Consider the following 24,801-nt stretch of genomic DNA (forward strand, 5'->3'; position numbering starts at 1 on the left):
TCATTCCCACCAACGGTCAATCGTGGCGATATCGTCGTCGGACCAGCCAAAGTGATGGGCGAATTCATGCACCGTCACATGGGCAACCAGGTCAGCAAGCGAGACATCGCCGCGGTCGCGCCATTCGGCAAGGATGGGCTGGCGGAACAGGGTGACCGTGTCGGGATAGGGCGACGGATGGCTAAGCGATTTTTCGGTCATCGGAATGCCGGAATACAGGCCGGTCAGTTCCAGCGGGTCGTCGATCTGCATCTCGTGCAGCAGGGCGTCGTCGGGCAATTCCTCGATCTGCAGGATCACCTGTAGCGCGCTGTCGCGGAACATGTCCGGCAGGGCGTCGATGGCCGCCTGTGCCATGTCAAGAAAGGCGTCTGGATCGGTGCGAGTCATGATGTGCGTTATGGGGCGTTCTGGCGCGACAGGAAAGGGTCAGCCCAGCGGATAGCTGGCCAGCGTTTCATAAATCGCGCCGTCGGGATGCAGGGTGGATTGGTACAGCCCGAAACTGCTGACCGTGAAGGGGGCGATTTGCGCCGCCGCCAGCGTGGCCAGCGCCGGCCCCGGGTCGGCATGGCCCGGCATCCGCGCCAGCGTGACATGCGGGCGAAAGCGGCGGCGTTCCACCTGGGCCCCGGCGCCGCGCAGGCGGGCGCGGATGCGGTCGTGCAATTCGTGCAAGGGGGCCTCGCCCTCGGCCTCGAGCGCGAGCACCTGGCCGCGATGGCCGCCATAGACCGCGATGCCACCCAGGCTAAGCGCCAGCCGGGGCGCGCGCAGGGTTTCCAGGCCTTCGTGCAGCGCCTCGGTCACCGCGTCGGGCTGATCGCCCAGAAAGGCCATGGTCAGGTGCAGGTTTTCCTCGGGGACCGGGCGCAGACCCGCGGGCAGGCGATCCTGAAGGGCGCCAAGGGCAGCCCTGGTTTCGGGTGGCAGGTCAAGGGCGATGAAAAGGCGCATGCCCTTTAGGTGACATAGCTGCGCCGCGCTTTCCATAGGTTTGCCCTGAACGCAGTGTTTCCTGTCGTGGCCGGGACTACAGGCGCGACAGTTCCGTCAGCGGCAAAAGCCGCGTGTAATCCTGTGGCAGGCAAAGCTGGGTGCCTTCGCTGAGCACGGCGGCACTGGCGGCGGCGGCCCCCATCCGCAGCGCCTCTTGCGGGGGTTGCCCGGCGGCAAGCCCCATCACGAACCCCCCGACAAAGCTGTCGCCCGCGCCGATGGCGCTGACCACGCCTTCGTTGGCGGCGGTGACATGCCAAAGCCCGCCGGGTTCGGCCATGACCGACCCATCCGCGCCGCGCGCGATGATGATGATCTCTCCGGCGCCGCGCTGGCGCAGGGTTTCGGCAAACGCCGCGCTGTCCGCGCGGCTTTCCAGCGGCAGGCCGGACAGGGCCTGGGCCTCGTGGCTGTCCATTCGCAGGATGTAGGGGGCGGGCGCATCGCCGCGCGCCTGATGTTCCAGATGCGGGCCCGATGTGTCGATCACCGTACGCCGCGGCGCCAGGTGCGTGATCGCCCTGGGCAGAAATCCGGGTTCAGAGCCGGGCGGCATGGAGCCGGAAAAGACGACCAGCGTGTCGGGCGGCGTTTCGGCGGCGATCCGGTCCAGTACGGCATCCAGCTGCGACCCGGTCCAGGTCGGTCCGGTCAGAACAAAACGGTACTGGTCCTTGCTGGCCTGATCGGTCACGGAAAAGCTGTGCCGGGTGCTGCCGGGTGCTTCGATCCGGACCCAGTCAAGCCCCAGCCCGTCCAGCAAATCGCCCAGCGCAGCACCATTCGGTCCGCCCAGCGCGACCCAGGCCTGCGCCGCGCCCCCCAACTGCGTCACCGCCCGCGCCACGTTCACGCCGCCGCCGCCGGCCTCGGCCGTTTCGGGGGCGCAGCGCAGCTTGAGGTTCGGCACGACGCGGTCGACGCTGGTGGCCAGATCGAGCGCGGGATTGAAGGTGACGGTCAGAATCTTGGTCATGGAACCCTCGTTGTTACCGGTATCATGGCGACAGCCGGCGCGCGGCGAAAGGCAAAACTGGACAAATCACCCGCCATATGAAACACGCGCGCTGATCAGGAGACATGCCCATGACCGTCACTCGTTTCGCGCCTTCGCCCACCGGATACATCCACGTCGGCAACCTGCGCACCGCTTTGTTCAACCATCTCATCGCCCGCAAGACCGGCGGACAGTTCATTCTGCGCATCGATGACACCGATCCCGAGCGCTCGAAAGAGGCCTATGTTGATGGCATCAAGCAGGATCTTGAATGGCTGGGCCTGACATGGGACCGGGTGGAACGGCAGTCGCTGCGGCTGGACCGCTATCGCGACGCCGCTGACACGCTGCGCGAAATGGGCCGTTTCTACGAGGCGTTCGAGACGCCGACCGAGTTGGACCTGAAGCGCAAGAAACAGCTGAACATGGGCAAACCGCCGGTCTATGACCGCGCCGCGCTGGCCCTGTCCGAGGACGACAAGGCCAAGCTGCGCGCCGAGCGCGGCGACGGTGTCTGGCGGTTCAAGCTGGATCAGGAACGCATCGTCTGGGACGATGGCATTCTGGGTGACATTTCGATCGATGCGGCCTCGCTTTCCGATCCGGTCTTGATCCGGGCGGACGGGCAGTTCCTGTATACGCTGGCTTCGGTTGTCGATGACGTCGAAATGGGGATCACCCATGTGGTGCGCGGCAACGACCACGTCACAAATACCGCGACGCAGATCCAGATCATCCGCGCGCTGGGCGGCACGGCGCCGGCCTTTGCGCACCATTCGCTGCTGACCGGCCCGCAGGGGGAATCGCTGTCCAAACGTCTGGGCACCCTGGCCCTACGCGACCTGCGCGAAGCCGGGATCGAGCCCGAGGCGCTGCTGTCGCTGATGGCGCGACTGGGATCGTCGCAGCCGGTGGAATTGCAGATGTCGCTGGACGAGATCGCCGATGGGTTTGACCTTGGCCAGTTCGGCAGCGCCCCCACCAAGTTCGACGTGCAGGACCTGTATCCGCTGACCGCGAAAAAGATGCACGGGCTGTCCTTTGACGCCGTCAAGGACGAGATCGCTGCGCTGGGCGTGCCTGCCGACAAGGCCGAGCTGTTCTGGAAGGTCGTGCGCGAGAATATCCAGACCCGCAAGGACCTGCCCGGCTGGTGGACCCTGTTCCGCGACGGGGCAGAGCCGCTGATCGCCGATGAGGACCGCGAATTCATTGCCCAGGCCATGACCCTGCTGCCCGAGCCGCCCTATGCGGCCGACAGCTGGAGCACCTTCACCAACGCGGTGAAAGAGGCGACAGGCCGCAAGGGCAAGGGCCTGTTCATGCCGCTGCGCAAGGCGCTGACAGGGCAGGAACGCGGGCCGGAAATGGCGGATGTCATGCAGTTGCTGCAAAAGGTCCCGGCGCGCGGGCTGGCGTCCTAACCGCCCAGTCCCAGCGTTTCCAGATCGGTCTTCATCGTGATGTGCGCCCGCGCCTGATCCTGCACGTAGGGCAGATGCTCTTTTGCGGCCTTGGCCATTTCGGGCCATGCGCTGTTTGAAAGCCGTCCAAGCGCCTCTTGCAGGTGGTTCATGATTTCGACGCGTCCTGCCCCGTCGCGGGTCAGGATGTCAAAGGCGTCTTCCAGAAGGTCTTCGGCTGAGACCTCGGGCGCGACGATGCGATCAAAGCGTGGGGCGTCCGTGGTCGGGGTCAGGCATCCGTGCAGCAGGTTCAGCTGACGGTGGATCACGTCGATCGCGGTGCCGGGGTCATTGACGCCGGGCGACAGGGCGCGGTTGGCGATCTCGGCCATGACGATCAGGCCAAAGCGCGCGTCCTGTTCCATTGACCGGGTCTTGCCGATGGTAAAGTGTTTCGCCACGGCCTTGGCGATCACGTCGTCCTGGATGTTCAGCAGGGCGATGTCGTCGCCTTCCACCACAAAGGCGCCGGGGGCGGCGGTGATCCAAAGGCGCGCGCCGGCCTTTGTCAGGGTGCTGTTCAGGCCCGGCATGTCGATGAATTGCACATAGCCCGCGCAGGGGGCTGTCACGGTCTTTACGCCCGGCGGCGGCGGTTCTGCACGAGAGGCGGGAACAGCCCCCAGCGCCGGATAGGTGGCCAGCGCCTTCAGCGGCGGCTGGGCCACGGATTCGATCAGGGACAGGATGTGGTCCATGCTTCCCAGTTGCGACAGGTGTCCGATCCAGCGCAGGATGGCCAGGATGATCGCGGCGATCACAAAAATCGTCATGGCAAAGATCACCACCGCTGCCGCCGCGTCGTAAAAGTTTGCCCGGAACATGACGATGGCGGTCAGAGAAAACAGGAAGGCCCCGACAAAGGTGGCCAGAACGGTCTGCGTGGTGCCGTCCTGCATCAGGATGCGATAGGCGCGCGGCGTCGCCTGCGACGAGGCGCTTTGAAAGGCCTGCACCATGACCCCCAGCGAAAATGTGGTCACCGCCAGCATCGACGAGGCCAGGATCGTCAGCACCGGCAACACGGCGTCGCGCCCGAACCGGTCCTTGAGCGGGTCGGGGATCAGCGGATCGAACAGCGGCGCCACAAAGACCGAGGCCAGCGCCAGCATCGTCATCAGCACCGCCCGGGTTCCAAGACTGCGCGACAGGCGCAGCACCTGCATCAGTCCCTTCGAGATCATGGAACCAGAACCTTGCAACCCAGCGCATGCAGGGTGTCGTCGACAAAGGCGCGCTCGGCCGGGTCAAGGCGCTGCGCGCGCGGGTAGATCGGGTTGGCACGGTCGTTGAGCATCGGGGCCTCCCAGCCGTCGGTTGTGGCGACAAAGCGCAGCGCGCCGTCCTTGCCAAATTCACGAAGATAGCCCTGCAACACCACATCGACATAGGACAGAAGTACCGGGTGATCGTCATCGGGAATATGCAGGCGATCGGGGTGGATGGCGTAGATGGCGATTTCCGACGCGGTGGCCGGATGCGCGACCGCGTGGGTGGCGGGCAGCCGGTCGTAGGCGTGTTCGCGCAGGTCCAGCGTGGCCCAGCCATCCTGCGGGACCGGGGCGATAAGCCCGTCGATTTCATGTCCGGGGGCGCGAATCGCGGTCAGATAGGCCAGTTTGCGGTCCGGCGTATAACGCCATGCCCGCCGCCAGCCCTGCGCCGTGGCGTGGTGGGTGGGGGCATACCCATGTGTCAGGCTGTTCACCAGAGACCCGTAACCAAAGAAATATATGTCCGACATATCTCATAAATGCCTGCTTGTTGATGTAAGTCAAACAACCTTGCGGGGGATCGTGTAAGCACGTTTCAGTGCTTGTTGACCGAAGGGCAATCCAATGCGTGTTACGAAACGAACCAATATCGCCATGCGCGTGCTGATGTTCTGTGCGGCCAACACCGGACGGCTTGTCACCAAGTCCGAGATCGCCAAGGCCTGCAATGCCTCGGAAAACCATCTGGCGCAGATCATCAACCAGCTTGCGCAGCTCAAGTACCTGCACACCCAGCGCGGCCGCAATGGCGGGCTGGAACTGGCGCGCCCGGCCAGCCAGATCAACATCGGCGACATCTTTCGCGCGCTCGAGGCGCCGGTGCCCTTGGCTGAATGCTTTGCCGATGTGGACAACACCTGCCCTCTGACCGAGGCCTGCCGCCTGCGCACCGCGCTGACCGACGCGGCCAATGCCTTTTACGCCACGCTGGACCCGATCACGTTGGACGCGCTTGTCTGTGACAACGCGCCGCTGATGGATATCCTGCAACCGGCGGGGGCCTGCCGCGGTGCAAAACGCGCGCATGATCTTGCCACGGTCGAATAGATAATCTAACGTCCCCCACATCTTGACGGGAGAACCGGTTCGCCGGTGCCGAAGGAGCAACCGCCCCGGAAACTCTCAGGCCAAAGGACCGTCGGGACAGACTGGACACTCTGGAGAGTGGCGTTCACGCGCCCGCCGAAGGGATAACGATCTCAGGCCGCAGGACAGAGGGGGCATTGTTGGCACGGATGATCCGTGCCGGGATGCCCGACCCATGCCCCATGCATCGGACCGGGAACGTTGAACCGGGGGGCGCATGGCCGAAGAAAACCTGAACAAGACAGTGCTGCACGAGCTGCATCTGGAACTGGGCGCCAAGATGGTGCCCTTTGCCGGGTATGACATGCCGGTGCAGTATCCGATGGGCGTTCTCAAGGAGCACCTGCACACCCGCGAAAAGGCCGGGTTGTTCGATGTCTCGCATATGGGGCAGGTGATTCTGCGCGGCGCGGATGTGGCGCAGGCCTTCGAGGTGATGGTGCCGGTCGATGTGATGGGCCTGGCCGAGGGGCGTCAGCGCTATGCCTTTTTCACCAATGACAGCGGCGGGATCGAGGACGACCTGATGATCGCCAATCGCGGCGACCACCTGTTCGTCGTGGTCAACGCCGCCTGCAAGGGGGCGGACGTGGCGCGGATGAAGGCCGCGCTGGAACCGCGCGGGATCACGGTCGAGCTGCTTGAAGATCGCGCCCTGCTGGCCCTTCAGGGGCCGGGCGCCGAGGCCGCGCTGGCGGCGCTGTGCCCGGCGGCGCGCGACATGACCTTCATGGACGTGGCGACGCTGACAATCGCCGGGGCAGAGTGCTGGGTGTCGCGGTCTGGCTATACCGGCGAGGACGGCTACGAGATTTCCGTGCCCAATGGCGCGGCGGTCGATCTGGCGCGGGTGCTGCTGGAGGACGACAGCGTCGCGCCCATCGGACTTGGTGCGCGGGATTCGCTGCGGCTGGAAGCGGGGCTGTGCCTGTATGGCCATGATATTTCGGACGAAACGACACCGGTCGAGGCGGGGCTGACCTGGGCCATCCAGAAGGTGCGCCGCGCGGGCGGTGCCCGCGAGGGCGGCTTTCCGGGCGCCGCGCGGATCCTTTCGGACCTGGCCCAGGGCGCAAGGGTCAAGCGCGTGGGCCTGGCCCCGGAAGGGCGCGCGCCGATGCGCGAAGGCGTCGAGATTTTTGACAGCGCCGAGGGCGGCGTACCGGTGGGGCGCGTGACCTCGGGCGGGTTCGGCCCGACGGTCGGTGCACCGGTTGCCATGGGCTATGTCCCTGCGGCGCTGTCCGCGCCGGGAACGCAGCTGTGGGGCGAGGTGCGCGGCAAACGCATGCCGGTTCTGGTTGCCAAGCTGCCCTTTGTTCCCGCAGGCTTCAAAAGATAGATCAACAGGAGAAATGAGCATGAAATACACCGAAGAGCACGAGTGGCTTTTGGTCGAAGGCGACCTGGTTGTCGTCGGGATCACCGCCCATGCGGCCGAACAGCTGGGCGATGTGGTATTCGTCGAATTGCCCGAGCCGGGCACCGAAGTGACCAAGGACGAAGAAGTCGTCGTGATTGAATCGGTCAAGGCCGCGTCGGACATCCTCGCGCCGCTGGACGGCGAGATTGTCGAGGTTAACGAGGCCATCGTCGCGGACCCCGGCAAGGTGAACGAAGACCCCGAGGGCGACGCCTGGTTCTTCAAGATGAAGGTCGAGGACATGGGCGCGCTGGACGATCTCATGGATGAAGCCGCCTACAAGGATTTCATCGGCGCGTGAGGTTTCGGCCTGGGCCTGGGGGCTCTGCCCCCCGGCTCTTCGAGCCTCCCCCCGGGATATTTTTCTGCACAAAGAAACAGCAGCCGTTTTGCGATGGAGTGATGCGCCGTGAGCTATGAACCGATTGACTATCTGCCTTATGATTTTGCCAACCGGCGGCATATCGGCCCTTCGCCCGAGGAAATGGCGGCGATGTTCGCGGAGTTGGGGGTGTCTGACCTGAGCGAGCTGATCGATCAGACGGTGCCGGCCAACATTCGCCAGAAGGACGGGCTGGATTTCGGTAAACCGCTGTCCGAGCGTGAGTTGATCCACCGGATGCGGGCGGTGGCCAGCAAGAACAAGGTTCTGACCAGCCTGATCGGGCAGGGGTACCACGGGACGGTGACGCCCCCGGCGATCCAGCGCAATATTCTTGAGAACCCGGCTTGGTACACGGCCTATACGCCCTACCAGCCGGAGATTTCGCAAGGCCGGCTTGAGGCGCTTTTGAATTTCCAGACGATGGTTTGCGATTTGACCGGGCTGGAGGTCGCCAATGCGTCACTGCTGGACGAGGCGACCGCCTGCGCCGAAGCGATGACCATGGCGCAGCGCGTGGCCGGCAGCAAGGCCAAGGCGTTCTTTGTCGACGAGAACTGCCATCCCCAGAACATCGCCGTGATGAAGACCCGGGCCGAGCCGCTGGGGATCGAGGTGATCGTGGGGGCTCCGGGGGATCTGGAGGCGGACAAGGTCTTTGGCGCGATTTTCCAGTATCCCGGTACTTACGGGCATCTGCGCGATTTTACCGAAGAGATGGCGGCGCTGCATGACGCCAAGGCGATCGGGATCGTGACCGCCGATCCGATGGCGCTGTGCCTGCTGAAAGAGCCGGGCGCGATGGGGGCGGATATTGCCGTGGGTTCGACCCAGCGCTTTGGTGTGCCGGTGGGTTATGGCGGCCCGCACGCGGCCTATATGGCCTGCCGCGACGCCTATAAGCGGGCGATGCCGGGGCGGATCGTCGGCGTTTCGATCGACAGCCATGGCAACCGCGCCTATCGGTTGTCGCTGCAAACCCGCGAACAGCATATCCGGCGCGAAAAGGCGACATCGAACGTCTGCACCGCGCAGGCTTTGCTTGCGGTCATGGCCGGGTTCTATGCGGTCTTTCACGGGCCAAAGGGGCTGCGCGCCATTGCCCAGCGGATCCACCGCAAGACCGTTCGCCTGGCCAAAGGGCTGGAGGCGGCAGGGTTCAAGGTGGAGCCCGAGGTCTATTTCGACACCATCACCGTTGACGTGGGGTTGCTGCAGCGCGGGGTCTTGCAGGCTGCCGTGCGCGAGGGGGTCAACCTGCGCCGCGTCGGGCGGACCAAGGTTGGCATCAGCCTGGATGAACGCACCCGTCCCGAAACGATCGAGGCGGTCTGGCGCGCCTTTGGCCTGCTGCGCAAGGACGAGGATTTCACCCCCGAATACCACCTGCCCGAGGGTCTGATCCGCGAGACGGAGTATCTTCAGCACGACGTGTTCCACATGAACCGGGCCGAGACCGAGATGATGCGCTATATGCGCCGCCTGGCGGACCGCGACCTGGCGCTGGACCGTGCGATGATCCCGCTGGGGTCCTGCACGATGAAGCTGAATTCGGCCGCCGAGATGATGCCCGTCAGCTGGAGCGAGTTTTCCATGATCCACCCCTATGTGCCAAAGGATCAGGCGCGGGGCTATGCCGAGATGATTGGCGATCTGTCGTCAAAGCTGTGCGACATCACCGGCTATGACGCCTTTTCCATGCAGCCCAATTCGGGCGCGCAGGGGGAATATGCCGGACTGCTGACGATCCGCGATTGGCAGGTGGCGCGCGGACAGGGGCATCGCAATGTCTGCCTGATCCCGGTCAACGCCCATGGCACCAACCCGGCGTCGGCGCAGATGGTCGGCTGGAAGGTGGTCGCGGTGAAATGCGACGAGCTGGGCTCTATCGACCTGGCCGATTTCCGCGCCAAGGCGGAAAAGTTCAGCGATGACCTGGCCGCCTGCATGATCACCTACCCCAGCACCCATGGCGTGTTCGAGGAGACGGTGAAAGAAGTCTGCGAGATCACCCATGAACACGGCGGGCAGGTGTATATCGACGGCGCCAACATGAACGCGATGGTCGGCCTGTCCCGGCCCGGCGATCTGGGCGGCGACGTCAGCCACCTTAACCTGCACAAGACGTTCTGCATTCCGCACGGCGGCGGCGGCCCCGGCATGGGCCCGATCGGCGTCAAGGCACACCTGGAGCCGCATCTGCCGGGCGATCCGCTGAACGCCAAATCCGCCGGGCCGGTTTCGGCGGCGGCCTTTGGGTCGCCCTCGTTGTTGCCGATTTCCTGGGCCTACATCCTGATGATGGGCGGCGAGGGGCTGACACAGGCGACGCGGGTGGCGATCCTGAACGCCAACTACATCGCCAAGCGGCTGGAGGGGGCCTATGACGTGCTGTACCGTGGCACCAAGGGCCGCGTGGCGCATGAATGCATTCTGGACACCCGCCCCTTTGAGAAAAGCGCCGGGATCACCGTCGAGGATATCGCCAAGCGCCTGATGGACGCCGGGTTCCATGCCCCGACGATGAGCTGGCCGGTGGCGGGGACGCTGATGGTTGAACCCACCGAAAGCGAAACCAAGGCCGAGCTGGACCGCTTTTGCGACGCCATGCTGGCGATCCGCGAAGAAATCCGCGCGATCGAAGACGGCAAGATGGACCCGCAGAACAACCCGCTCAAGAACGCGCCGCACACGATGGAGGATCTGGTGCGCGATTGGGATCGCCCCTATTCGCGCGAACAGGGCTGTTTCCCGCCGGGTGCGTTCCGGGTGGACAAGTACTGGCCGCCGGTCAACCGCGTCGACAACGTCTATGGCGACAGGCACCTGATCTGCACCTGCCCGCCGATGTCGGACTATGCGGAGGCTGCGGAATAGGGCCAAGAATGGGTAAGCCGCTGGGCGAACACACAATCATTGGCAAAAAACCCTGTCATCAGCATTGCGCCCAAAAGCCGGCCCCGATTTGCATCAAAGCGGGGCCGGTGGTTCTGATCCCGTGTTGCGAGCAAAAGATGGAGAGACGACGAGTTGCTAACTAGGCGGGACGTCATTCTGGGGATCGGTCCAGCGCTTTGTTTGGCGACGCCAGTTACATCGCAGGAGGCAGCTCGTTTTCCGCCGATTCCCGCATGGCAACCATCATTCGCGCCGCCGCTTGAAGATGTCATCGAACGTTTCAGGCACTATTCGAATGGCGAAAGCGACTTTGTGGTCTTTCGGCATTCAACCTGCTGTATCGTGCCAAATGGGCTTTCAGCCGCAGAAGCCGAAAGTTCGGCTACAGAGATTCTCGAGAAAGTCATCAATTTCCATCCCGATTTCACTCTTTATGAAATGGACGATGGGAATGTCCTCGTTGGCTATCGGCATCCTGCGTTCAACATTGTTTTGACCCAGTTCGCACAAGAGCACTGGCGCGAAATCGAGAACCGTCATCTGGACGGCCTTGTCTCTCATGAAATTCTGATTACCCCCTTGGGGCAAAACGTTTTTGATGATCGTGGCAAGATGGCGTTGCTGGGACGAAGCTATCTGTTCATGGATGCACTTTCCCCCGTCGTGGACCGGATCGAACGGGCGCATTGAAGCATAGCGGGCACAGCAACCTGCCAATGCCCGCAATGCGTTGCTGCGTAGCCGACGTCCTCAGGCGTCGGTGTCCACCGCCTCTTCGCCGGGGAACTTGTTCTTTTCCGGCGCTTCCGTTGCCTGCGGGGCAGGCGCGTCGATCAGGAAATCCAGGACATCGCGCACGCGGCCCCAGGTTTCCGCATTGCAGGCGGCCAGCAGATAGCCCTGGCGCACATCGCCGCGATAGTCCGACCCATCCAGCATCGCGACATGGCCACCCGCCTGGCGAATGGTCACGACACCGGCGGGCTGATCCCAGGGCGTCAGCTTGGAAAACAGGACGAAATCCATTTGCCCCTGCGCGACCATGCGCATTTCGTGGCAGGCGCAGCGCAGCATCCCGGCGCGGGCAAACCGCGGCATGACGCTGGCGAATTGCTGCTGTTTGTCCTTGGGGATCAGGTTCAGCGGCAAAAAGCCCTTGAGCTCTTCGACCGGGCCACCGGCCGATGTGCTCAGCGTCCGGCGCACGCGGCGCGGCAGGACCAATTCGGACGGGCCTTCGCTGTCGGCGATGATGAAATCGTTCAGGATCGGGTCATACAGCAGGCCAAAGACCGGCTGGCCAAAGCGCAGGATCGACACCATCACGCCAAAGACCGCAAGCCCATGCGCATAGTTCCAGGTGCCGTCGACGGGGTCGATGGTAAAGCACAGTTCGGCCCCGGCGATCTGGTCGATGATCTCGGGGTTCTCCGAGGCATGTTCTTCGCCAACGATCAAAGCGTGCGGGAACATGATCTGAAGGCCGCGGGTGATCATTGCCTCGGCGGCCTTGTCGGCCTCGGTGACCAGATCCTGGGGGCCGGACTTGGTGTCGATCTGGTGGCTGGCCAGCATGCGGAACCGCGGCAGGATCTCGGCCTTGGCGGCGCGGCGGACGAGGGTGATCAACTGGGTGCGCTGAGCCTTGGTCAAAGGCGCGGTGATCGGCATTGGCAGAGAATCGGTCATGGAAATCGTCCAGGTTGTGCTGCGGTTGCCTGATGGACTGCCAGTCCCGCACCGGGTTTTCAAGGTGACACAGTCGCCCGTTTACCCTATTCCCGGGCGCGCAGGACCTGCGCGGGGCGCACCGCAAGCGGGCGCAGCGCAAAGCCAAGACCGGCCAGAAGGGTGGCAAGGATGCCCCCCAGGATCACCGCGATGGCCGAAGACCAGACCACTTCGAACTGCGTTTCCATGACAAAGGTACTGACCGCCCAGCCTCCGGCGATGCCGGCCCCCAGCGCCACGATCCCGGCCCCCGCGCCCAGCAAGGCCGAGCGCAGGGCAAAGCTGCGCAGGATGCGCGCCCGGCTGGCACCCAGGGTCTTGAGGATCGCGGCCTCGTAGGTGCGGGCGCTTTCGCCTGCGGCGGCGGCCCCGATCAGCACGAGGAACCCGGTCAACAAGGTGGCCAGCGCCCCCCAGCGGATCGCCGATCCGATGCCGGCCAGCAGCTCGCTGACCCGGTCGATCGCATCGCGCACCCGGATCGCGGTGATGTTCGGATATTGCCCGGCCAGGTCGCGCAGGATCTGCGCCTCGGCCTGTTCTTCGGCGTAGACGGTCGAAATGAAGGTATGCGGCGCGTCCTGCAGGGCGGCCGGGTTCATCGTCAGGACAAAGCCGATTCCGGCGGTCGAAAAATCCACCGCCCGGAACGAGGTGATCGTCGCGGTGATATCCCGGCCAAGGATGTTGATTGTGATCTCGTCCCCCAGTTTGAGCCCGATTTCCTCGGCCTCTTCGGCGGCAAAGCTGATCTGCGGCGGGCCTGCGTAATCCTCGGGCCACCAGCTGCCTTCGGTCACGGTGGTGCGACTGTCGGGTTGGGCGGCATAGGTCACGCCGCGGTCGCCGCGAACCACCCAATGGTCGCCGGCAACCTCGCGGGCGGGTTGGCCATTGATCCGGGTGATGATGCCGCGCAGCATCGGGGCGCTGTCGATACGGCTGACGGCGGGATCGTTTTCCAACCGTTCAAGATAGCCGTCCATCTGATCCTTTTGAATGTCGACAAAGAAGTAGGACGGCGCGACCTCGGGCAGGTCGCGGGCAATCGCGCTGCGCAGGTTGCCGTCGATCTGGCCAATGGCGGCCAGCACGGCCAGGCCAAGGCCCAGCGAAAGCACCACGGCACCCGCGCTTTCGCCCGGACCGCCGATGGCCGACAGCGCCCACCGCAGGATCGGCTTGCCGCGCACCAGCGGCGTCGCCTTGCGCGCCAGCCACCGGATCGCCAGGGCCGCAAGGGTCAGCGTGACCAGGGCGGCAAGGATCCCGCCGGCCGACCACAGGGTCAGGCTGGGACGGCCGGAAAACGCCATGGCCGTGCCCACCAGCAACGCCAGCAGGATCGCAATGGCGATCAGGTATCGTGCCGAGGGCAGGGCGCGCGCGCCTTCCAGCGCGTCGCGGAACAGGGTTGCGGCGCGGACCTCTTCGGCGCGCGACAACGGCCAGAGGGTAAAGATCAGCGCTGTCAGCGTGCCATAGATCGCTGCCTCGGCCAGCGGTCCGGGGTGGACCGAAAAGATCGCAGGCACCGGCAGGGCGGCATTGATCAGCGGCCCCAGCAGGATCGGAACCAGCGCCCCCAGCGCCAGGCCAAGGGCAATCCCGACCACCGCCAGTGCGCCGACCTGCAGGAAATAGGTCAGAAAGATCACGCGGCGCGTGGCGCCTAGGGTGCGCAGCGTCGCGATCACGCCGGTCTTGCGCGACAGATAGGCCCGCACCGCCGCCGAAACGCCAATGCCCCCGACCGCAAGGCCGGACAGCCCGACCAGCACGAGGAAATCGCCCAGTCGTTCGACAAAGCGCGAAATGCCCGGGGCGCCGTTGCGGGCATCGCGCCAGGACAGGCCCTTGCCTTCGAAGCGGGCCAGCGCCTGTTCCTTGGTGGCATCCAGATCGGTGCCGGGGGCCAGCAGCAGGCGGTATTCGGTTTCAAACAGCGATCCGGCAGCCAGCAGGCCCGATCCATCCAGATCGGCGGTGCGAACGATGGTGCGCGGCCCAAGCCCGAAACCGTCGCCGGCGTCATCGGGTTCTGTCTGGATCGTGGCGCGCAGGGTGAATTCGCGCTCGCCCAGCTTGAAACGATCGCCGGGACTCAGGCCAAGCCGGTCGGCCAGGACCGGGGCCATGACGGCGCCCTGATCCTCCAGCGCGCTGGCCAGCGGCATCGCGGGATCAAGGACCATTTCCCCCAAAAGCGGATAGGCGGCGTCGACGGATTTCACCTGGGTCAGGCCGCGTTCGGTCTGGCCATCGCGGGTGACCGCCGCCATTGACCGGAAATCGGTGACCTCGGACACGGCAGTGGCGATCCCGGACATCCAGGCGCGCTCTTCCTCGTTGGCAAAGCGGTAGGTGAATTCGACCTGGGCATCGCCGCCCAAAAGCACCGCGCCCTGATCTTCGAGCCCGGCCTGGATTGCCGCGCGGACCGATCCGACGCCCGCAATCGCGGCGACACCCAGCGCCAGACAGGCCAGAAAGATGCGAAAACCGTGCAGGCCTCCGCGCAATTCACGTCTTGCGAAACGGGCCGCGATGCGCAGGCTCATGCGATGGCCCTTTGCGCGTCGCGTTCCATCTGCCCATCCATCAATCGCACCACGCGGTCACAGCGCGCGGCCAGATCGGGGGCATGGGTGACCATGACCAGCGTCGCCCCGTGCTGTTCGGACAGGCCAAAAAGCAGGTCCATGATCGCCGCGCCATTGGCACCGTCAAGGTTGCCGGTCGGTTCATCGGCCAGAAGAATGCCGGGTCTGGGGGCAAGCGCACGGGCCAGGGCCACGCGCTGTTGTTCACCGCCGGACATCTGGGCCGGGTAGTGATCCGCGCGGCTTGCCAGCCCGACGGCGGCCAGTTCGTCCCTGGCGCGGTCAAAGGCATCCTTGTGCCCGGCCAGTTCCAGCGGCGTCGCCACGTTTTCAAGCGCGGTCATCGTCGGGATCAGGTGAAAGGACTGGAACACAACGCCCATGTTGTCGCGGCGAAAGCGGGCCAGCGCGTCTTCGTTCATGGCGGTCAGATCCCGTCCCATGGCCTGAACGCTGCCCGATGTCGCGCGTTCCAGCCCGCCCATCACCATCAGCAGCGAGGATTTGCCCGATCCGGACGGCCCGATCAGGCCGATCGTCTCGCCCGCTGTGACATCCAGCGAGATCCCGTGCAGGATCTGTACCATCCCGGCATTGCCCTTCAGGCTGAGAGTCACATCTTTGAGGGAGAGTATCGGATTTGAAATCGCATCGGGCATCGCAAGGAGAGGTCCTTTTGTTTGAACGTTTTACATATGGGGCGGCCAGGGCGCGCAACAAGGCACTTGCGGCAATCGTGGTTGCCTTTGGGTTGCCGGCGCAGGCGGCCGAGGTCGATATCCTGGCGCTGGGTGACAGCCTGACGCAAGGCTACGGGCTGATCGAGCAAGAGGGCTTCGTGCCGCAACTGCGGGCCTGGCTGGCAGCGCGCGGCCACGATGTACGCATCGTCAACGCGGGTGTGTCGGGCGATACCACGGCCGGTGGACTGGCCCGGGTGGAATGGTCGCTGACCTCTGAAATCGACGCGATGATCGTTGCCCTTGGGGGGAACGATTTGTTGCGCGGTGTCGCCCCCGAGGTCGCGCGCGCCAATCTTGACGGCATCCTGCAGGTGGCCCAGGACCGACAGCTGGACGTTCTGGTGATCGGAATGCAGGCGCCGGGCAACTATGGCCCTGACTACAAGGCCAGTTTCGATGTGATTTATCCCGAGCTTGCCGCGCAATACGGGGCGCTTTACCTGGACAGTTTCTTTGCCGGATTGACGCAAGAGGGCGCGGCGCCTGCGGATCTTGCGGGCTTTATGCAGTCCGACGGCATTCACCCGAACGCCAAGGGCGTGGCCCGCATCGTCGAAGCCATCGGCCCCAAGGTCGAAGAGTTGATCGCCAAGGCCGGGGAATGATTCATCGGTGACGTCCGCGCGGTTTTGCTGGCTGGCGTCATTCGATTTCGACAAAGGCATAGCGTTTGGCAATCAGGGTGTCGCCACGGGTCAGGGTCATTTCGCTGCGATAGATGCCCGGCGGCCAGCCTGCATCGGGGGCGCGGCGACCAAAGGCACGCATCAGGTTGACTTTGGGCGCCTTGAGTACCTCGGAGCGTTCGAAAACCTCGCCCTGCGGGCCGTGTGCCTTGAACTGCAGGACATCGCCGTGCTGAGCGTGGAACATGTGTCCATAGATCACCAGCGCGTCGCTTGGACCCGCGACCAACACGCGCGCATCCCCTGATGTGACGCTGGCCAGCGAGGGCACGGCGGTCGAAAAACCGGCCGTGAAGAACCCGGTCTTTTGATAGGCGGGCGGGTCCAGCCACAGGGTTTCCTGCGTCTCGCCACAGGTGCCCTGGGCGGTCGGGGCAAAGGGATCGACCTGCCCGCCCTCGGCGGTCAGCACCGACATGTGGATGTGGGGGAAATTCGTCATCCCGCTTTGCCCGACCAGGCCGATGGGTTGCCCGGCGTCGACCCGGTCGCCCGAGCGCACGGAAACCGAGCCCAGCCTCATGTGGCAATACAGCGTTTGCAGCCCGTTCTCATGCGCGATCCGCACGGCGTTGCCACAGGCGAATTCGCCGTCGAAATTGTCAGAGGGTTCAAGGTCGGGCAGGCCGTCACGCATCGCCGCGACCACGCCCGGCGCGGCCGCCAGGACCGAAACGCCCCGATCCATCGCCTCATAGCTGTCGATGGCGATGTCGATGCCGGTGTGCCCGTCGCGGGTGCGCAGGCCGCAGGTGTAGTCGGCGCGCTTTTCGCTGGGATCGGTGTCGACATAGGCCTCGACATAGCAGTCCTGCCCCAGGGTGCAGGCGATGGGCAGGCCCAGAAACGGTTCCGCCGCGAGGGATCCCGCGGCGGAAAACAGTGGTATCAGAAACGCCAGCCTCATTCGGCGGTCAAAAGCGGCGGTTTCTTCGAGCTGAGGCGCGGGCTTTCGGGGCCCTCGTAATTCAGCACCAGATCGCCATCCTTGACCGAAACCTTGACCAGGCCACCCTTTGCCAGCTTGCCGAACAGAAGTTCCTCGGCCAGCGGTTTCTTGATGTGTTCCTGGATGACCCGGCCCAGCGGACGCGCGCCCATCTTTTCATCGTAACCCCGATCCGCCAGCCATTCGGCGGCGGGGGTGGTCAGTTCGATGGTCACGTTGCGGTCCATCAGTTGCGCTTCAAGCTGCAACACGAACTTTTCGACCACCTGAAGGATGGTGTTCTTGGGCAGCGGTGCAAAGCTGATAACCGCGTCCAGACGGTTGCGGAATTCCGGCGTGAAGGTGCGTTCGATCGCGGCGGTATCCTCGCCCTCGCGACGGTCGCGGTTGAAGCCGATGGCCGACTTGGCCTGTTCGGCGGCGCCCGCGTTCGAGGTCATGATCAGAATCACGTTGCGGAAATCCACCGTGCGACCGTTGTGGTCGGTCAGCGTGCCATGGTCCATGACCTGCAGCAGGATGTTGTAGACATCCGGATGCGCCTTTTCCATTTCGTCCAGAAGCAGCACGCAGTGCGGATGCTGATCGACACCGTCGGTCAGCTGGCCGCCCTGATCAAAGCCGACATAGCCCGGAGGCGCACCGATCAGGCGGCTGACGGCGTGTTTCTCCATGTACTCGGACATGTCGAACCGCAGCAGTTCCACACCAAGGGTGCTGGCCAGTTGCTTGGCCACCTCGGTTTTACCGACGCCCGTGGGACCTGCGAACAGGTAGTTGCCGATGGGCTTTTCAGGCTCGCGCAGACCGGCGCGGGCCAGTTTGATCGCGCTCGACAGTGCCTCGATCGCCTTGTCCTGACCAAAGACCACGCGCTTGAGCGATTTTTCGAGATCCTTGAGAACCTCGGCGTCGTCCTTGCTGACGTTTTTCGGCGGAATGCGGGCAATCTTGGCCACGACGTTCTCGATTTCCTTGGTGCCGATGGTCTTGCGACGCTTGGATTCAGCAACCAGGTGCTGGGCTGCACCCGCTTCGTCGATGACGTCGATGGCCTTGTCGGGCAGCTTGCGGTCATTCATGTAACGCGCCGACAGTTCGACGGCGGACTTGATCGCATCGGCGGTGTATTTCACGCCGTGATGCTCCTCGAAATAAGGCTTGAGGCCCTTGAGGATCTTGACCGTATCCTCGACCGAGGGTTCGTTGACGTCGATCTTCTGGAAGCGACGCGACAGGGCGCGGTCCTTTTCGAAGTGCTGGCGGAATTCCTTGTAGGTGGTCGAACCCATGCAGCGCAGCTTGCCGCCCTGCAGCGCGGGTTTCAGCAGGTTCGAGGCATCCATCGCCCCGCCCGAGGTCGCGCCGGCACCGATCACCGTGTGGATTTCGTCGATGAACAGCACGGCGTCGGGGTGGTCCTCAAGCTCGGTCACCACGGCCTTGAGCCGTTCTTCGAAGTCGCCGCGATAGCGGGTGCCCGCCAGAAGCGCGCCCATATCAAGGCTGTAGATCGTCGTTTCGGACAGCACTTCGGGGGTTTCGCCGGCGACGATCTTGCGCGCCAGCCCTTCGGCGATGGCGGTTTTGCCCACGCCGGGATCACCCACCAGAAGCGGGTTGTTCTTGCGGCGGCGGCACAGCACCTGAATGCAGCGCTCGACCTCGCTGTCGCGGCCGATCAGCGGATCGATGTCGCCATCGCGGGACTTGGCGTTCAGGTCCACGCAATACTTGGCCAGCGCCGATTCCTTTTCGGCGCTTTGCACTTCGGCCTCGTTGGGCTGCGCGCTTTCCTCGTCGGAGGTGCCCTGAACGGGGCGCGCTTCGCCGTAGGCGGGGTTCTTGGCGACGCCGTGGGCGATGAAATTCACCGCGTCATAGCGCGTCATGTCCTGTTCCTGCAGGAAATAGGCGGCATTGGATTCGCGTTCGGCAAAGATCGCGACCAGCACGTTGGCGCCGGTCACCTCGGTCCGGCCCGAAGACTGGACATGGATCGCCGCACGCTGGATCACGCGCTGAAAGGCTGCCGTCGGCACCGCTTCGGACCCTTCGATGTCGGTCACCAGGTTGGCCAGATCTTCGTCGATGAATTCGACAAGGGTGGTGCGCAGCTCTTCGGTGTCGACCGAGCAAGCCTTCATCACCCGCACGGCGTCCGGTTCGTCGATCAACGCCAGCAGCAGATGCTCCAGCGTGGCAAACTCGTGGCTGCGCGAATTCGCCAGCGCAAGGGCCGAGTGGATTGCCTGCTCAAGGGTGTTTGAGAATGAAGGCACTTGAGTGCTCCTCTTGATTGCGCCAGTCCGATGGGGGCCAGCATTGCCTCATTATCTTAAAGTTTGGTCGATAATCCCAACTCTTCAAGTTTTTTCTATGTCTGCCCCGGTCACTTTTGCGGTTTCGCTGCAAAATGGCGTGATCGGCGTCAGAAACGGTCCTTGCGGGCGCGGATCTCGGCAAAGACGGCTGAGTCCGACGCGTTTTCCATTCCCAGGGCGCGTTTGACGCCCGGGTCAGAGGCCCGCAAAAAGGGGTTTGTGGCCAGTTCCAGGGAAAGCGGAACCTGGGCGGTGGGCAGGCCCGCCGCGCGAGCCTTTGCGATGTCGTCTGCACGGGATTTAAGCGCGGAATTGTCCGGTTCAATGGTCAGCGCGAATTTCGCGTTCGACGCGGTGTATTCATGACCCGAGTAAACCATGGTGTCGGGCGGCAGTGCGGCCAGCTTGCCAAGGCTGGTCCACATCATGTCTGGCGTGCCTTCGAAAATGCGCCCGCATCCCAGCGCCATCAGGCTGTCGGCGGTAAAGACCGCGCCCGCATTGGGAAAGTGATAGGCCATGTGGCCAAGGGTATGGCCGGGCACATGGATGGGAACGGTATAGGCATCGCCGGTTCCGCCGTTCATGCCCTCTTGCAGGGCCATGTCCAGCGGCGGCAGCTTGTCCTCTTCGGCCTTGGGGCCCATGACCTTGCAGCCGTATTTCGCCTTCAGCTCATCGACGCCCTGCACGTGGTCCCAGTGGTGATGGGTCAGCATGATGACGCCGGGCGTCCAGCCGCGCGCATCCAGAGCGGCGATGATCGGCGCGGCCTCGGGGGCGTCGATCACGCAGACGCCGTCGGGGCCTTTGACGAGGTAGGCGTAGTTGTCCGAAAGGCAGGGGACTGTGACGATCTCAAGAGGCATGGTCTTTCCTTGCGCGCTTTGTCAGACTGCGCCCAGTCAATCGCATCAAGGGCCGAACTTCAATGCATCTGGATGTGCAGACCTTGCGGGACTTCTATTATCGCAGTGCGCTGGGGCGTGCGGCGCAAAAGGTGATCCGCAATCAGACCCTGCGGTTTTGGCCCGAGGCCAAGTTGAAGGGGCAGACCGTGGCCGGTTTCGGGTTTGCCGTGCCGCTGCTGCGCCCCTATCTGACGCAATCGCGGCGGGTGATCGGTTTGATGCCCGCGCCGCAGGGGGTGATGCCCTGGCCTGCCGGGATGCCGAATGTGTCCGTGCTGTGCGAAGAAACGTCCTGGCCGATCGAGACGGGGCATGTGGACCGGTTGATTCTGATGCACGGGCTTGAAACCTCGGAAAACCCGTCAGAGCTGCTGGACGAATGTTACCGGGTGCTGGGGCCGGGGGGCAAGGCGCTGTTCGTGCTGCCGAACCGGTCGGGGCTGTGGGCGCGGTCGGACGCGACGCCCTTTGGCTATGGTCGCCCCTATTCGCGCGGTCAGCTGGAGGTGCAGCTGAAACGCCACGATTTCATCCCCGAAGCGCATGTTTCGGTCCTGTATCAGCCGCCCTCGACCCGGCGGTTCTGGATGAAGACCGCGCCGATGTGGGAAAGCGCCGGACGCGCCATTCCGGCGATCATGGCGGGGGGCGTGATGATGGTCGTGGCGTCCAAGCGCTATCCACCGACGCGGCGCGGGGTGGATCAGGCGGCGCGGGTGCTGAACCCGCTTGAGGTCCTGACGCCGAAGCCCGGCAAGGTCGCCAAGCCGGTTTGAGCGGGCCGCCGCACGGCGCTCGCTTTTGCAAAGCGTCGCACCGCCCGCCGTCCCGTCACGGCGCCGTGGTCACAGAGATATTGGACGGCAAGGTACCGGGTACAGGTTCGAAGCTCGTGCCTGGCCCGCCGACGAAGCGCGCCAGTTCCACGCCACTGCCATCGACCAGATAATAGTGGCGGATGCCGTAATTCTGGTAGGGGTTCGATGTGTCCGGCACCACGGTAAACGGTCCCGGCGTTCCGGCAGGCACCACGACGGAAATCTCGGCATCGACAGGCAACCAGCCGGCGTCTTCGCCTGCGCGGGCGTCGGCCATCGCCTCGGGCGTGATGGTCAGGGTCACGGCGCTGCCCGGGTCGCGATCGAATACGTCCTGACCGAACTGAACATCATAGCTGTCTGCTCCGCTGCCGCCATTGAAGGCCACGTCATAGCCGCTGCCCGGCGCGCCGATAAAGCTGTCGTCGCCTTCTTCGCCAAAGGCCTCGATGTAATCGCCGGTCACGGTGAAGCTGTCGTCGCCTTCGCCGCCGAAATAGCTGGCCAGGGCAGGGTTGTCCCCGGGTTTGGGCACCAGTACCGGTTCAATCAGGTCAACATAGGGCGTTTCGGCCGGGGCGTCGGTTGCGGAATGCACAAAGGTGTCATCGCCTGCCCCCGCCACCACTTCGGGCGAGCCGCCTGTGATGAAGATGGTGTTGTCGCCCGCACCCAGATTGATCACGGCGCGGCCCGTGTCGTGGGTCACCGTGTCATTGCCGTCACCAAACAGGTTGACGGCGTCGGGGGTTGTCGTTGTCTGGCCCGGCTCAGCCGCAAGGAAGGGCAGGTCTTTGCCGGTCACGTAGTCGTGCAGATAGATGTCTTCGGGGGGCAGATCGGTGATGCCGGTCAGCTTGATGTCAAAACCCTTGCCAGCGCCGGTTTCAACCTCGACCGACAGGGTTTCATTGGTGAAGGTCAGCCCGCCGGGCAGACCCGCCGCGTCAAATTCGGACTGGCCAAGCCCAAGGTCCAGAACAAGGCGATCCTCGCCGGGGGTGTAATCCGATATCTCGACGTCCTGCGGATCGCCCAGGGTTCCATAGGGATATGTGCCGATCTCAAAGTGGTCTTCGCCCTTGCCGCCGGTCAGGGTACCCGTGCCGGTATCGCTTTCGCCGAGATAGGCGCGCAGGGTGTCGTCGCCGGTGCCGCCGTCGATGGTGCCGTTGCCGTGTATGCTCAGCAGGTCATTCCCGCCCTGGCCAAGCCCGATGGCCGGTGTGTAGGGGCCGCCAAAGGATGGGTTGGTGGCGGCGATGGTATCGTTGCCCTCACCGCCTTCGGCGACGCCGCCCCTTAGCAGGGTCAGTCGGTCATCGCCGTCCCTACCCATTATGGTGCTGTCGTCAAAACCCCACAGAGTATCGTTGCCCGTCCCGCCATCCAGCGTCGAGTGATCGTCGCCCCAGAGCCAGTCGTCACCCTCGCCGCCGTATAATTCGGCCTTGTGGCCCGCCATGAGGGTGTCGTTCCCGTCTTCGCCGAACAGGGTGTTGCCTTCTAAGTCGGAACTTAGGTCGTCATCGCCTGCGAGCCCGCGCAAGGCCTGATCGTCGGAGGTTGCCCGCAGGGTGTCGTCGAATTCGGTGCCAGGGGTGGCACCTGCAAGTTCCGGATGAACGGGCGTATCCGTCGGAAAGGGAAAGTCGTCGTCGAAGGGGTCAAAGTCTTGGTCGTCGGTCGATGACCCATCGTCTTCTTGGAAAAAGAAGAACCCTGCCAGCAGCGCGAGTAGAAACGACCATTCCATGGTGTCAGGGTCCCGATAATATTTGCAAGAAAAGCCGGTTCAGGGTGTCACGGGATGGGGCTTGGCGCAAGGAAAGGGAGTGGCTGGGTCGTGACTTCCACGGGCTTTGGTCGCCAGTTGATCCGTTTGTCGGGCCACCGCACGGCGCTCGCTTTTGCAAAGCGTCGCCCCGCCCGCCGTCCCATGGCGCACAAGCGCGAAGGATCGCGTTTTCAGGCAGGCAAACCCGAAGCCAAGCGGGCGCGTGTTACACGTATACGATCGAAAGATCGTTCAGGGTGATGCCACTGACCCCTTCAAGCCGGACGACCGCCACGCCCGGTTCGACGGGCGGGCCTTCGGGCGAGATACGGAAATGGATTTCAAGATCGGTATAGGCAGACCCGCCACCTTCGTTGAGGGTCACCCGGCTGATTTCGGCGCTGGGGGTGCTGAAGGTGCCCAGCTGCAGAACATCCTCGTCGGGGTCAAAGTCGGTGATGCGCAGGTAGGGTTCGTCGCTTTCGCCGTAGGGATTGCGCGGGCGCAGGTCAAAGGTATCGGCCCCCTCTCCTCCGGTGGCGATGGCGGGGCCGTCTTCACTGTTGTAGAAATTCCAGACCGAGAAGAAATCGTCGCCCGGGCCGCCATGGGCCGTGCCGCCCGGATCCAGCTGTAACTGATCGTTGCCAGCCCCGCCATGGCCCGTCGCGTCGTTTCCGATACTGACGAAATCGTCACCTGCGCCGCCAAAGGCTGTACTGCCTGTGGAAAGCACGATCAGGTTGTCATTGCCCGCCTCGCCATAAAGCGTGGCCGAAGTCTGACTTCCGTAGCTGGACAAACCGTCGTCGCCGGTTCCGCCATAGACAGTGGCATCGGCGACCACGGTGAACTGGTCGTTGCCGGCGTCGCCATAGGCGATGGCCCCCGGGGCAGAGATGTTGATCTGGTCGTCACCGTCGCCACCGCGAAGCGTGACCTGCCCCGCATTGGCGTCAAGCCGGTCATCACCGCCTTGGCCGGACAGGGTGATCCCGTCCGCCTCGGCCACCAGCCAGTCGGGTGCTTCGGTGCCGGTCGTGTCCGCAGACACCGGTTGGATCACGGCGCCGTTGTAGGTTGGCGGTGGCGGTACGTAATCTTCGGGCCGGATCGAAAGGATTTCATCGCCGTCCGTCTGGGCAATGACATCATAGACGGCGATCGGCGCATCGGCCTGGATGACCGGGGCGTCGATCCGGTTGTCCTGTACATAGGGTTCGTCGTCGATTGGCGTGATGGATCCAAGGTCCCAGACGGCCAGGGTTTGCAGGCCCAGCTGTTGCTCAAGTTGGGCAAGGGTCATGTCCGACCACGGCACGCCCTGATCAATGTCACCTTCTGCGATGGTCGCATCCTCGGGTAGCAAATACAGGCGCTGTTCGAAGTATTCGCCCAGCCCCGTTCCGAGGTCTTCGCTGTCAATGTAATTGACCAGAACCAGCGAACCGGTTTCATCCTCGCCCAGTTCGACCGAATAGCTGCCATCGCCGTTCTGCAGGACCGTGGCGCCGATGTCCTGTTCTTCGGGCGTTTCGGGTTCGTCCGGTTCCTCTGCCAGAAGCGCCTCGTCCAGATCGTCCGAGGGGACGTCCGACCCGCCCCCGATCATCATCGAGGCCATGGCAAGCCCCAGGCCCAACAAAATCAGCATCGACATCGGCAAATCCCCTTGATGAAAGAACGGGAACCCTTGTCACAAGGCCCCGTACCCTGGGGAACTCACCAAACAAG

21 protein-coding genes and 2 riboswitches are annotated in these 24,801 nt (G+C 63.9%); of the genes, 8 read left to right on the top strand and 13 right to left on the bottom strand.

The features are described 5' to 3' along the window. From QF118_RS04280 to QF118_RS04290, 3 genes are all read right to left on the bottom strand, one after another. On the bottom strand, positions 1–390 hold the full coding sequence (locus QF118_RS04280) for a metallopeptidase family protein (protein WP_282301411.1): 390 nt from the start codon (positions 388–390) through the stop codon (positions 1–3). A 39-nt stretch (positions 391–429) separates the two neighbouring features. Beyond that, complete coding sequence (thpR, locus tag QF118_RS04285) at positions 430–957, bottom strand: RNA 2',3'-cyclic phosphodiesterase (protein ID WP_282301412.1); 528 nt, start codon at positions 955–957, stop codon at positions 430–432. A gap of 76 nt (positions 958–1,033) precedes the next feature. Continuing rightward, on the bottom strand, positions 1,034–1,975 hold the full coding sequence (locus QF118_RS04290; RefSeq protein ID WP_282301413.1) for a 1-phosphofructokinase family hexose kinase: 942 nt from the start codon (positions 1,973–1,975) through the stop codon (positions 1,034–1,036). A gap of 110 nt (positions 1,976–2,085) precedes the next feature. On the opposite strand from QF118_RS04290, the gene gltX reads away from it, so the two are divergent. Continuing rightward, a complete protein-coding gene (gene gltX / locus QF118_RS04295; protein WP_282301414.1) occupies positions 2,086–3,420 on the top strand; it encodes a glutamate--tRNA ligase in 1,335 nt (444 codons plus the stop codon). Here gltX and QF118_RS04300 read toward each other — a convergent pair. Both QF118_RS04300 and QF118_RS04305 read right to left on the bottom strand, forming a co-directional pair. After that, the gene (locus QF118_RS04300) at positions 3,417–4,646 is read right to left on the bottom strand and encodes a DUF2254 domain-containing protein (protein WP_282301415.1); all 1,230 of its coding nucleotides are present in this window, start codon (positions 4,644–4,646) and stop codon (positions 3,417–3,419) included. The two genes, gltX and QF118_RS04300, sit on opposite strands and share 4 nt — an antisense overlap. Next, positions 4,643–5,206 (bottom strand): gamma-glutamylcyclotransferase family protein, encoded by a 564-nt coding sequence (locus QF118_RS04305; protein WP_282301416.1) that lies wholly within the window; start codon positions 5,204–5,206, stop codon positions 4,643–4,645. Before QF118_RS04305 ends, QF118_RS04300 begins: the two co-directional genes overlap by 4 nt. A 94-nt stretch (positions 5,207–5,300) precedes the next feature. On the opposite strand from QF118_RS04305, the gene QF118_RS04310 reads away from it, so the two are divergent. The 5 genes from QF118_RS04310 (at position 5,301) to QF118_RS04330 (ending at position 11,215) form a co-directional block, all read left to right on the top strand. Next, positions 5,301–5,783, top strand: coding sequence for an RrF2 family transcriptional regulator (locus QF118_RS04310; RefSeq protein ID WP_282301417.1), 483 nt, complete (start codon positions 5,301–5,303; stop codon positions 5,781–5,783). A 16-nt stretch (positions 5,784–5,799) separates the two neighbouring features. Beyond that, a riboswitch (glycine riboswitch) is annotated at positions 5,800–5,884 on the top strand. Further along, a riboswitch (glycine riboswitch) is annotated at positions 5,885–5,961 on the top strand. Positions 5,962–6,039: 78 nt separating this feature from the next. Further along, positions 6,040–7,164, top strand: coding sequence for a glycine cleavage system aminomethyltransferase GcvT (gene gcvT / locus QF118_RS04315; protein WP_282301418.1), 1,125 nt, complete (start codon positions 6,040–6,042; stop codon positions 7,162–7,164). 19 nt (positions 7,165–7,183) lie between these two features. After that, the gene (gene gcvH / locus QF118_RS04320) at positions 7,184–7,546 is read left to right on the top strand and encodes a glycine cleavage system protein GcvH (RefSeq protein ID WP_282301419.1); all 363 of its coding nucleotides are present in this window, start codon (positions 7,184–7,186) and stop codon (positions 7,544–7,546) included. A gap of 108 nt (positions 7,547–7,654) precedes the next feature. Continuing rightward, positions 7,655–10,504, top strand: a complete 2,850-nt coding sequence (gene gcvP / locus QF118_RS04325; RefSeq protein ID WP_282301420.1) for an aminomethyl-transferring glycine dehydrogenase — start codon at positions 7,655–7,657, stop codon at positions 10,502–10,504. A 201-nt stretch (positions 10,505–10,705) separates the two neighbouring features. Further along, positions 10,706–11,215 (top strand): hypothetical protein, encoded by a 510-nt coding sequence (locus QF118_RS04330; protein ID WP_282301421.1) that lies wholly within the window; start codon positions 10,706–10,708, stop codon positions 11,213–11,215. Between the two features lie 60 nt (positions 11,216–11,275). Here QF118_RS04330 and QF118_RS04335 read toward each other — a convergent pair whose 3' ends face one another. The 3 genes from QF118_RS04335 to QF118_RS04345 all read right to left on the bottom strand — a co-directional run bounded on the left by QF118_RS04335 (position 11,276) and on the right by QF118_RS04345 (position 15,506). Further along, the gene (locus QF118_RS04335; RefSeq protein ID WP_282301422.1) at positions 11,276–12,214 is read right to left on the bottom strand and encodes an inositol monophosphatase family protein; all 939 of its coding nucleotides are present in this window, start codon (positions 12,212–12,214) and stop codon (positions 11,276–11,278) included. A gap of 86 nt (positions 12,215–12,300) precedes the next feature. Next, positions 12,301–14,817 carry an ABC transporter permease gene (locus QF118_RS04340; RefSeq protein ID WP_282301423.1) on the bottom strand — a complete coding sequence of 839 codons (2,517 nt, stop codon included), beginning with the start codon at positions 14,815–14,817 and terminating at the stop codon, positions 12,301–12,303. After that, entirely contained in the window at positions 14,814–15,506 is a 693-nt protein-coding gene (locus tag QF118_RS04345) for an ABC transporter ATP-binding protein (RefSeq protein WP_282302402.1), read from the bottom strand. The genes QF118_RS04340 and QF118_RS04345 overlap by 4 nt, the downstream gene beginning before the upstream one ends. Before the next feature lie 29 nt (positions 15,507–15,535). On the opposite strand from QF118_RS04345, the gene QF118_RS04350 reads away from it, so the two are divergent. Next, positions 15,536–16,207, top strand: a complete 672-nt coding sequence (locus QF118_RS04350) for an arylesterase (RefSeq protein WP_282301424.1) — start codon at positions 15,536–15,538, stop codon at positions 16,205–16,207. 37 nt (positions 16,208–16,244) lie between these two features. Here QF118_RS04350 and QF118_RS04355 read toward each other — a convergent pair whose 3' ends face one another. The 3 genes from QF118_RS04355 to gloB form a co-directional block, all read right to left on the bottom strand. Further along, entirely contained in the window at positions 16,245–17,195 is a 951-nt protein-coding gene (locus tag QF118_RS04355) for a M23 family metallopeptidase (RefSeq protein WP_282301425.1), read from the bottom strand. After that, positions 17,192–19,519, bottom strand: coding sequence for an ATP-dependent Clp protease ATP-binding subunit ClpA (gene clpA, locus QF118_RS04360; protein WP_282301426.1), 2,328 nt, complete (start codon positions 19,517–19,519; stop codon positions 17,192–17,194). The genes QF118_RS04355 and clpA overlap by 4 nt, the downstream gene beginning before the upstream one ends. 149 nt (positions 19,520–19,668) lie before the next feature. Beyond that, complete coding sequence (gene gloB, locus QF118_RS04365; RefSeq protein WP_282301427.1) at positions 19,669–20,430, bottom strand: hydroxyacylglutathione hydrolase; 762 nt, start codon at positions 20,428–20,430, stop codon at positions 19,669–19,671. A 62-nt stretch (positions 20,431–20,492) separates the two neighbouring features. Here gloB and QF118_RS04370 point away from each other — a divergent pair, with 62 nt between their 5' ends. Further along, positions 20,493–21,248 carry a methyltransferase domain-containing protein gene (locus QF118_RS04370; RefSeq protein WP_282301428.1) on the top strand — a complete coding sequence of 252 codons (756 nt, stop codon included), beginning with the start codon at positions 20,493–20,495 and terminating at the stop codon, positions 21,246–21,248. Between the two features lie 55 nt (positions 21,249–21,303). On the opposite strand, the gene QF118_RS04375 is transcribed toward QF118_RS04370, so the two are convergent. Both QF118_RS04375 and QF118_RS04380 read right to left on the bottom strand, forming a co-directional pair. Further along, complete coding sequence (locus tag QF118_RS04375) at positions 21,304–23,046, bottom strand: calcium-binding protein (protein WP_282301429.1); 1,743 nt, start codon at positions 23,044–23,046, stop codon at positions 21,304–21,306. Between the two features lie 247 nt (positions 23,047–23,293). Next, the gene (locus QF118_RS04380) at positions 23,294–24,727 is read right to left on the bottom strand and encodes a calcium-binding protein (RefSeq protein ID WP_282301430.1); all 1,434 of its coding nucleotides are present in this window, start codon (positions 24,725–24,727) and stop codon (positions 23,294–23,296) included. Positions 24,728–24,801 lie beyond the last annotated feature (74 nt).

It is taken from the genome of Tropicibacter oceani (assembly GCF_029958925.1).
Taxonomy (GTDB): domain Bacteria; phylum Pseudomonadota; class Alphaproteobacteria; order Rhodobacterales; family Rhodobacteraceae; genus Pacificoceanicola; species Pacificoceanicola oceani.

What these genes read in the sequence shown, in the direction of transcription:
- QF118_RS04340 (WP_282301423.1), bottom strand. Translation starts at nt 14,817, where the DNA reads ATGAGCCTGCGCATCGCGGCCCGTTTCGCAAGACGTGAATTGCGCGGA.
- thpR (WP_282301412.1), bottom strand. Translation starts at nt 957, where the DNA reads ATGCGCCTTTTCATCGCCCTTGACCTGCCACCCGAAACCAGGGCTGCC.
- QF118_RS04310 (WP_282301417.1), top strand. Translation starts at nt 5,301, where the DNA reads ATGCGTGTTACGAAACGAACCAATATCGCCATGCGCGTGCTGATGTTC.
- QF118_RS04375 (WP_282301429.1), bottom strand. Translation starts at nt 23,046, where the DNA reads ATGGAATGGTCGTTTCTACTCGCGCTGCTGGCAGGGTTCTTCTTTTTC.
- gcvH (WP_282301419.1), top strand. Translation starts at nt 7,184, where the DNA reads ATGAAATACACCGAAGAGCACGAGTGGCTTTTGGTCGAAGGCGACCTG.
- QF118_RS04305 (WP_282301416.1), bottom strand. Translation starts at nt 5,206, where the DNA reads ATGTCGGACATATATTTCTTTGGTTACGGGTCTCTGGTGAACAGCCTG.
- QF118_RS04280 (WP_282301411.1), bottom strand. Translation starts at nt 390, where the DNA reads ATGACTCGCACCGATCCAGACGCCTTTCTTGACATGGCACAGGCGGCC.
- QF118_RS04335 (WP_282301422.1), bottom strand. Translation starts at nt 12,214, where the DNA reads ATGACCGATTCTCTGCCAATGCCGATCACCGCGCCTTTGACCAAGGCT.
- QF118_RS04370 (WP_282301428.1), top strand. Translation starts at nt 20,493, where the DNA reads ATGCATCTGGATGTGCAGACCTTGCGGGACTTCTATTATCGCAGTGCG.
- gloB (WP_282301427.1), bottom strand. Translation starts at nt 20,430, where the DNA reads ATGCCTCTTGAGATCGTCACAGTCCCCTGCCTTTCGGACAACTACGCC.
- QF118_RS04290 (WP_282301413.1), bottom strand. Translation starts at nt 1,975, where the DNA reads ATGACCAAGATTCTGACCGTCACCTTCAATCCCGCGCTCGATCTGGCC.
- QF118_RS04355 (WP_282301425.1), bottom strand. Translation starts at nt 17,195, where the DNA reads ATGAGGCTGGCGTTTCTGATACCACTGTTTTCCGCCGCGGGATCCCTC.
- gltX (WP_282301414.1), top strand. Translation starts at nt 2,086, where the DNA reads ATGACCGTCACTCGTTTCGCGCCTTCGCCCACCGGATACATCCACGTC.
- gcvT (WP_282301418.1), top strand. Translation starts at nt 6,040, where the DNA reads ATGGCCGAAGAAAACCTGAACAAGACAGTGCTGCACGAGCTGCATCTG.
- QF118_RS04300 (WP_282301415.1), bottom strand. Translation starts at nt 4,646, where the DNA reads ATGATCTCGAAGGGACTGATGCAGGTGCTGCGCCTGTCGCGCAGTCTT.
- QF118_RS04380 (WP_282301430.1), bottom strand. Translation starts at nt 24,727, where the DNA reads ATGTCGATGCTGATTTTGTTGGGCCTGGGGCTTGCCATGGCCTCGATG.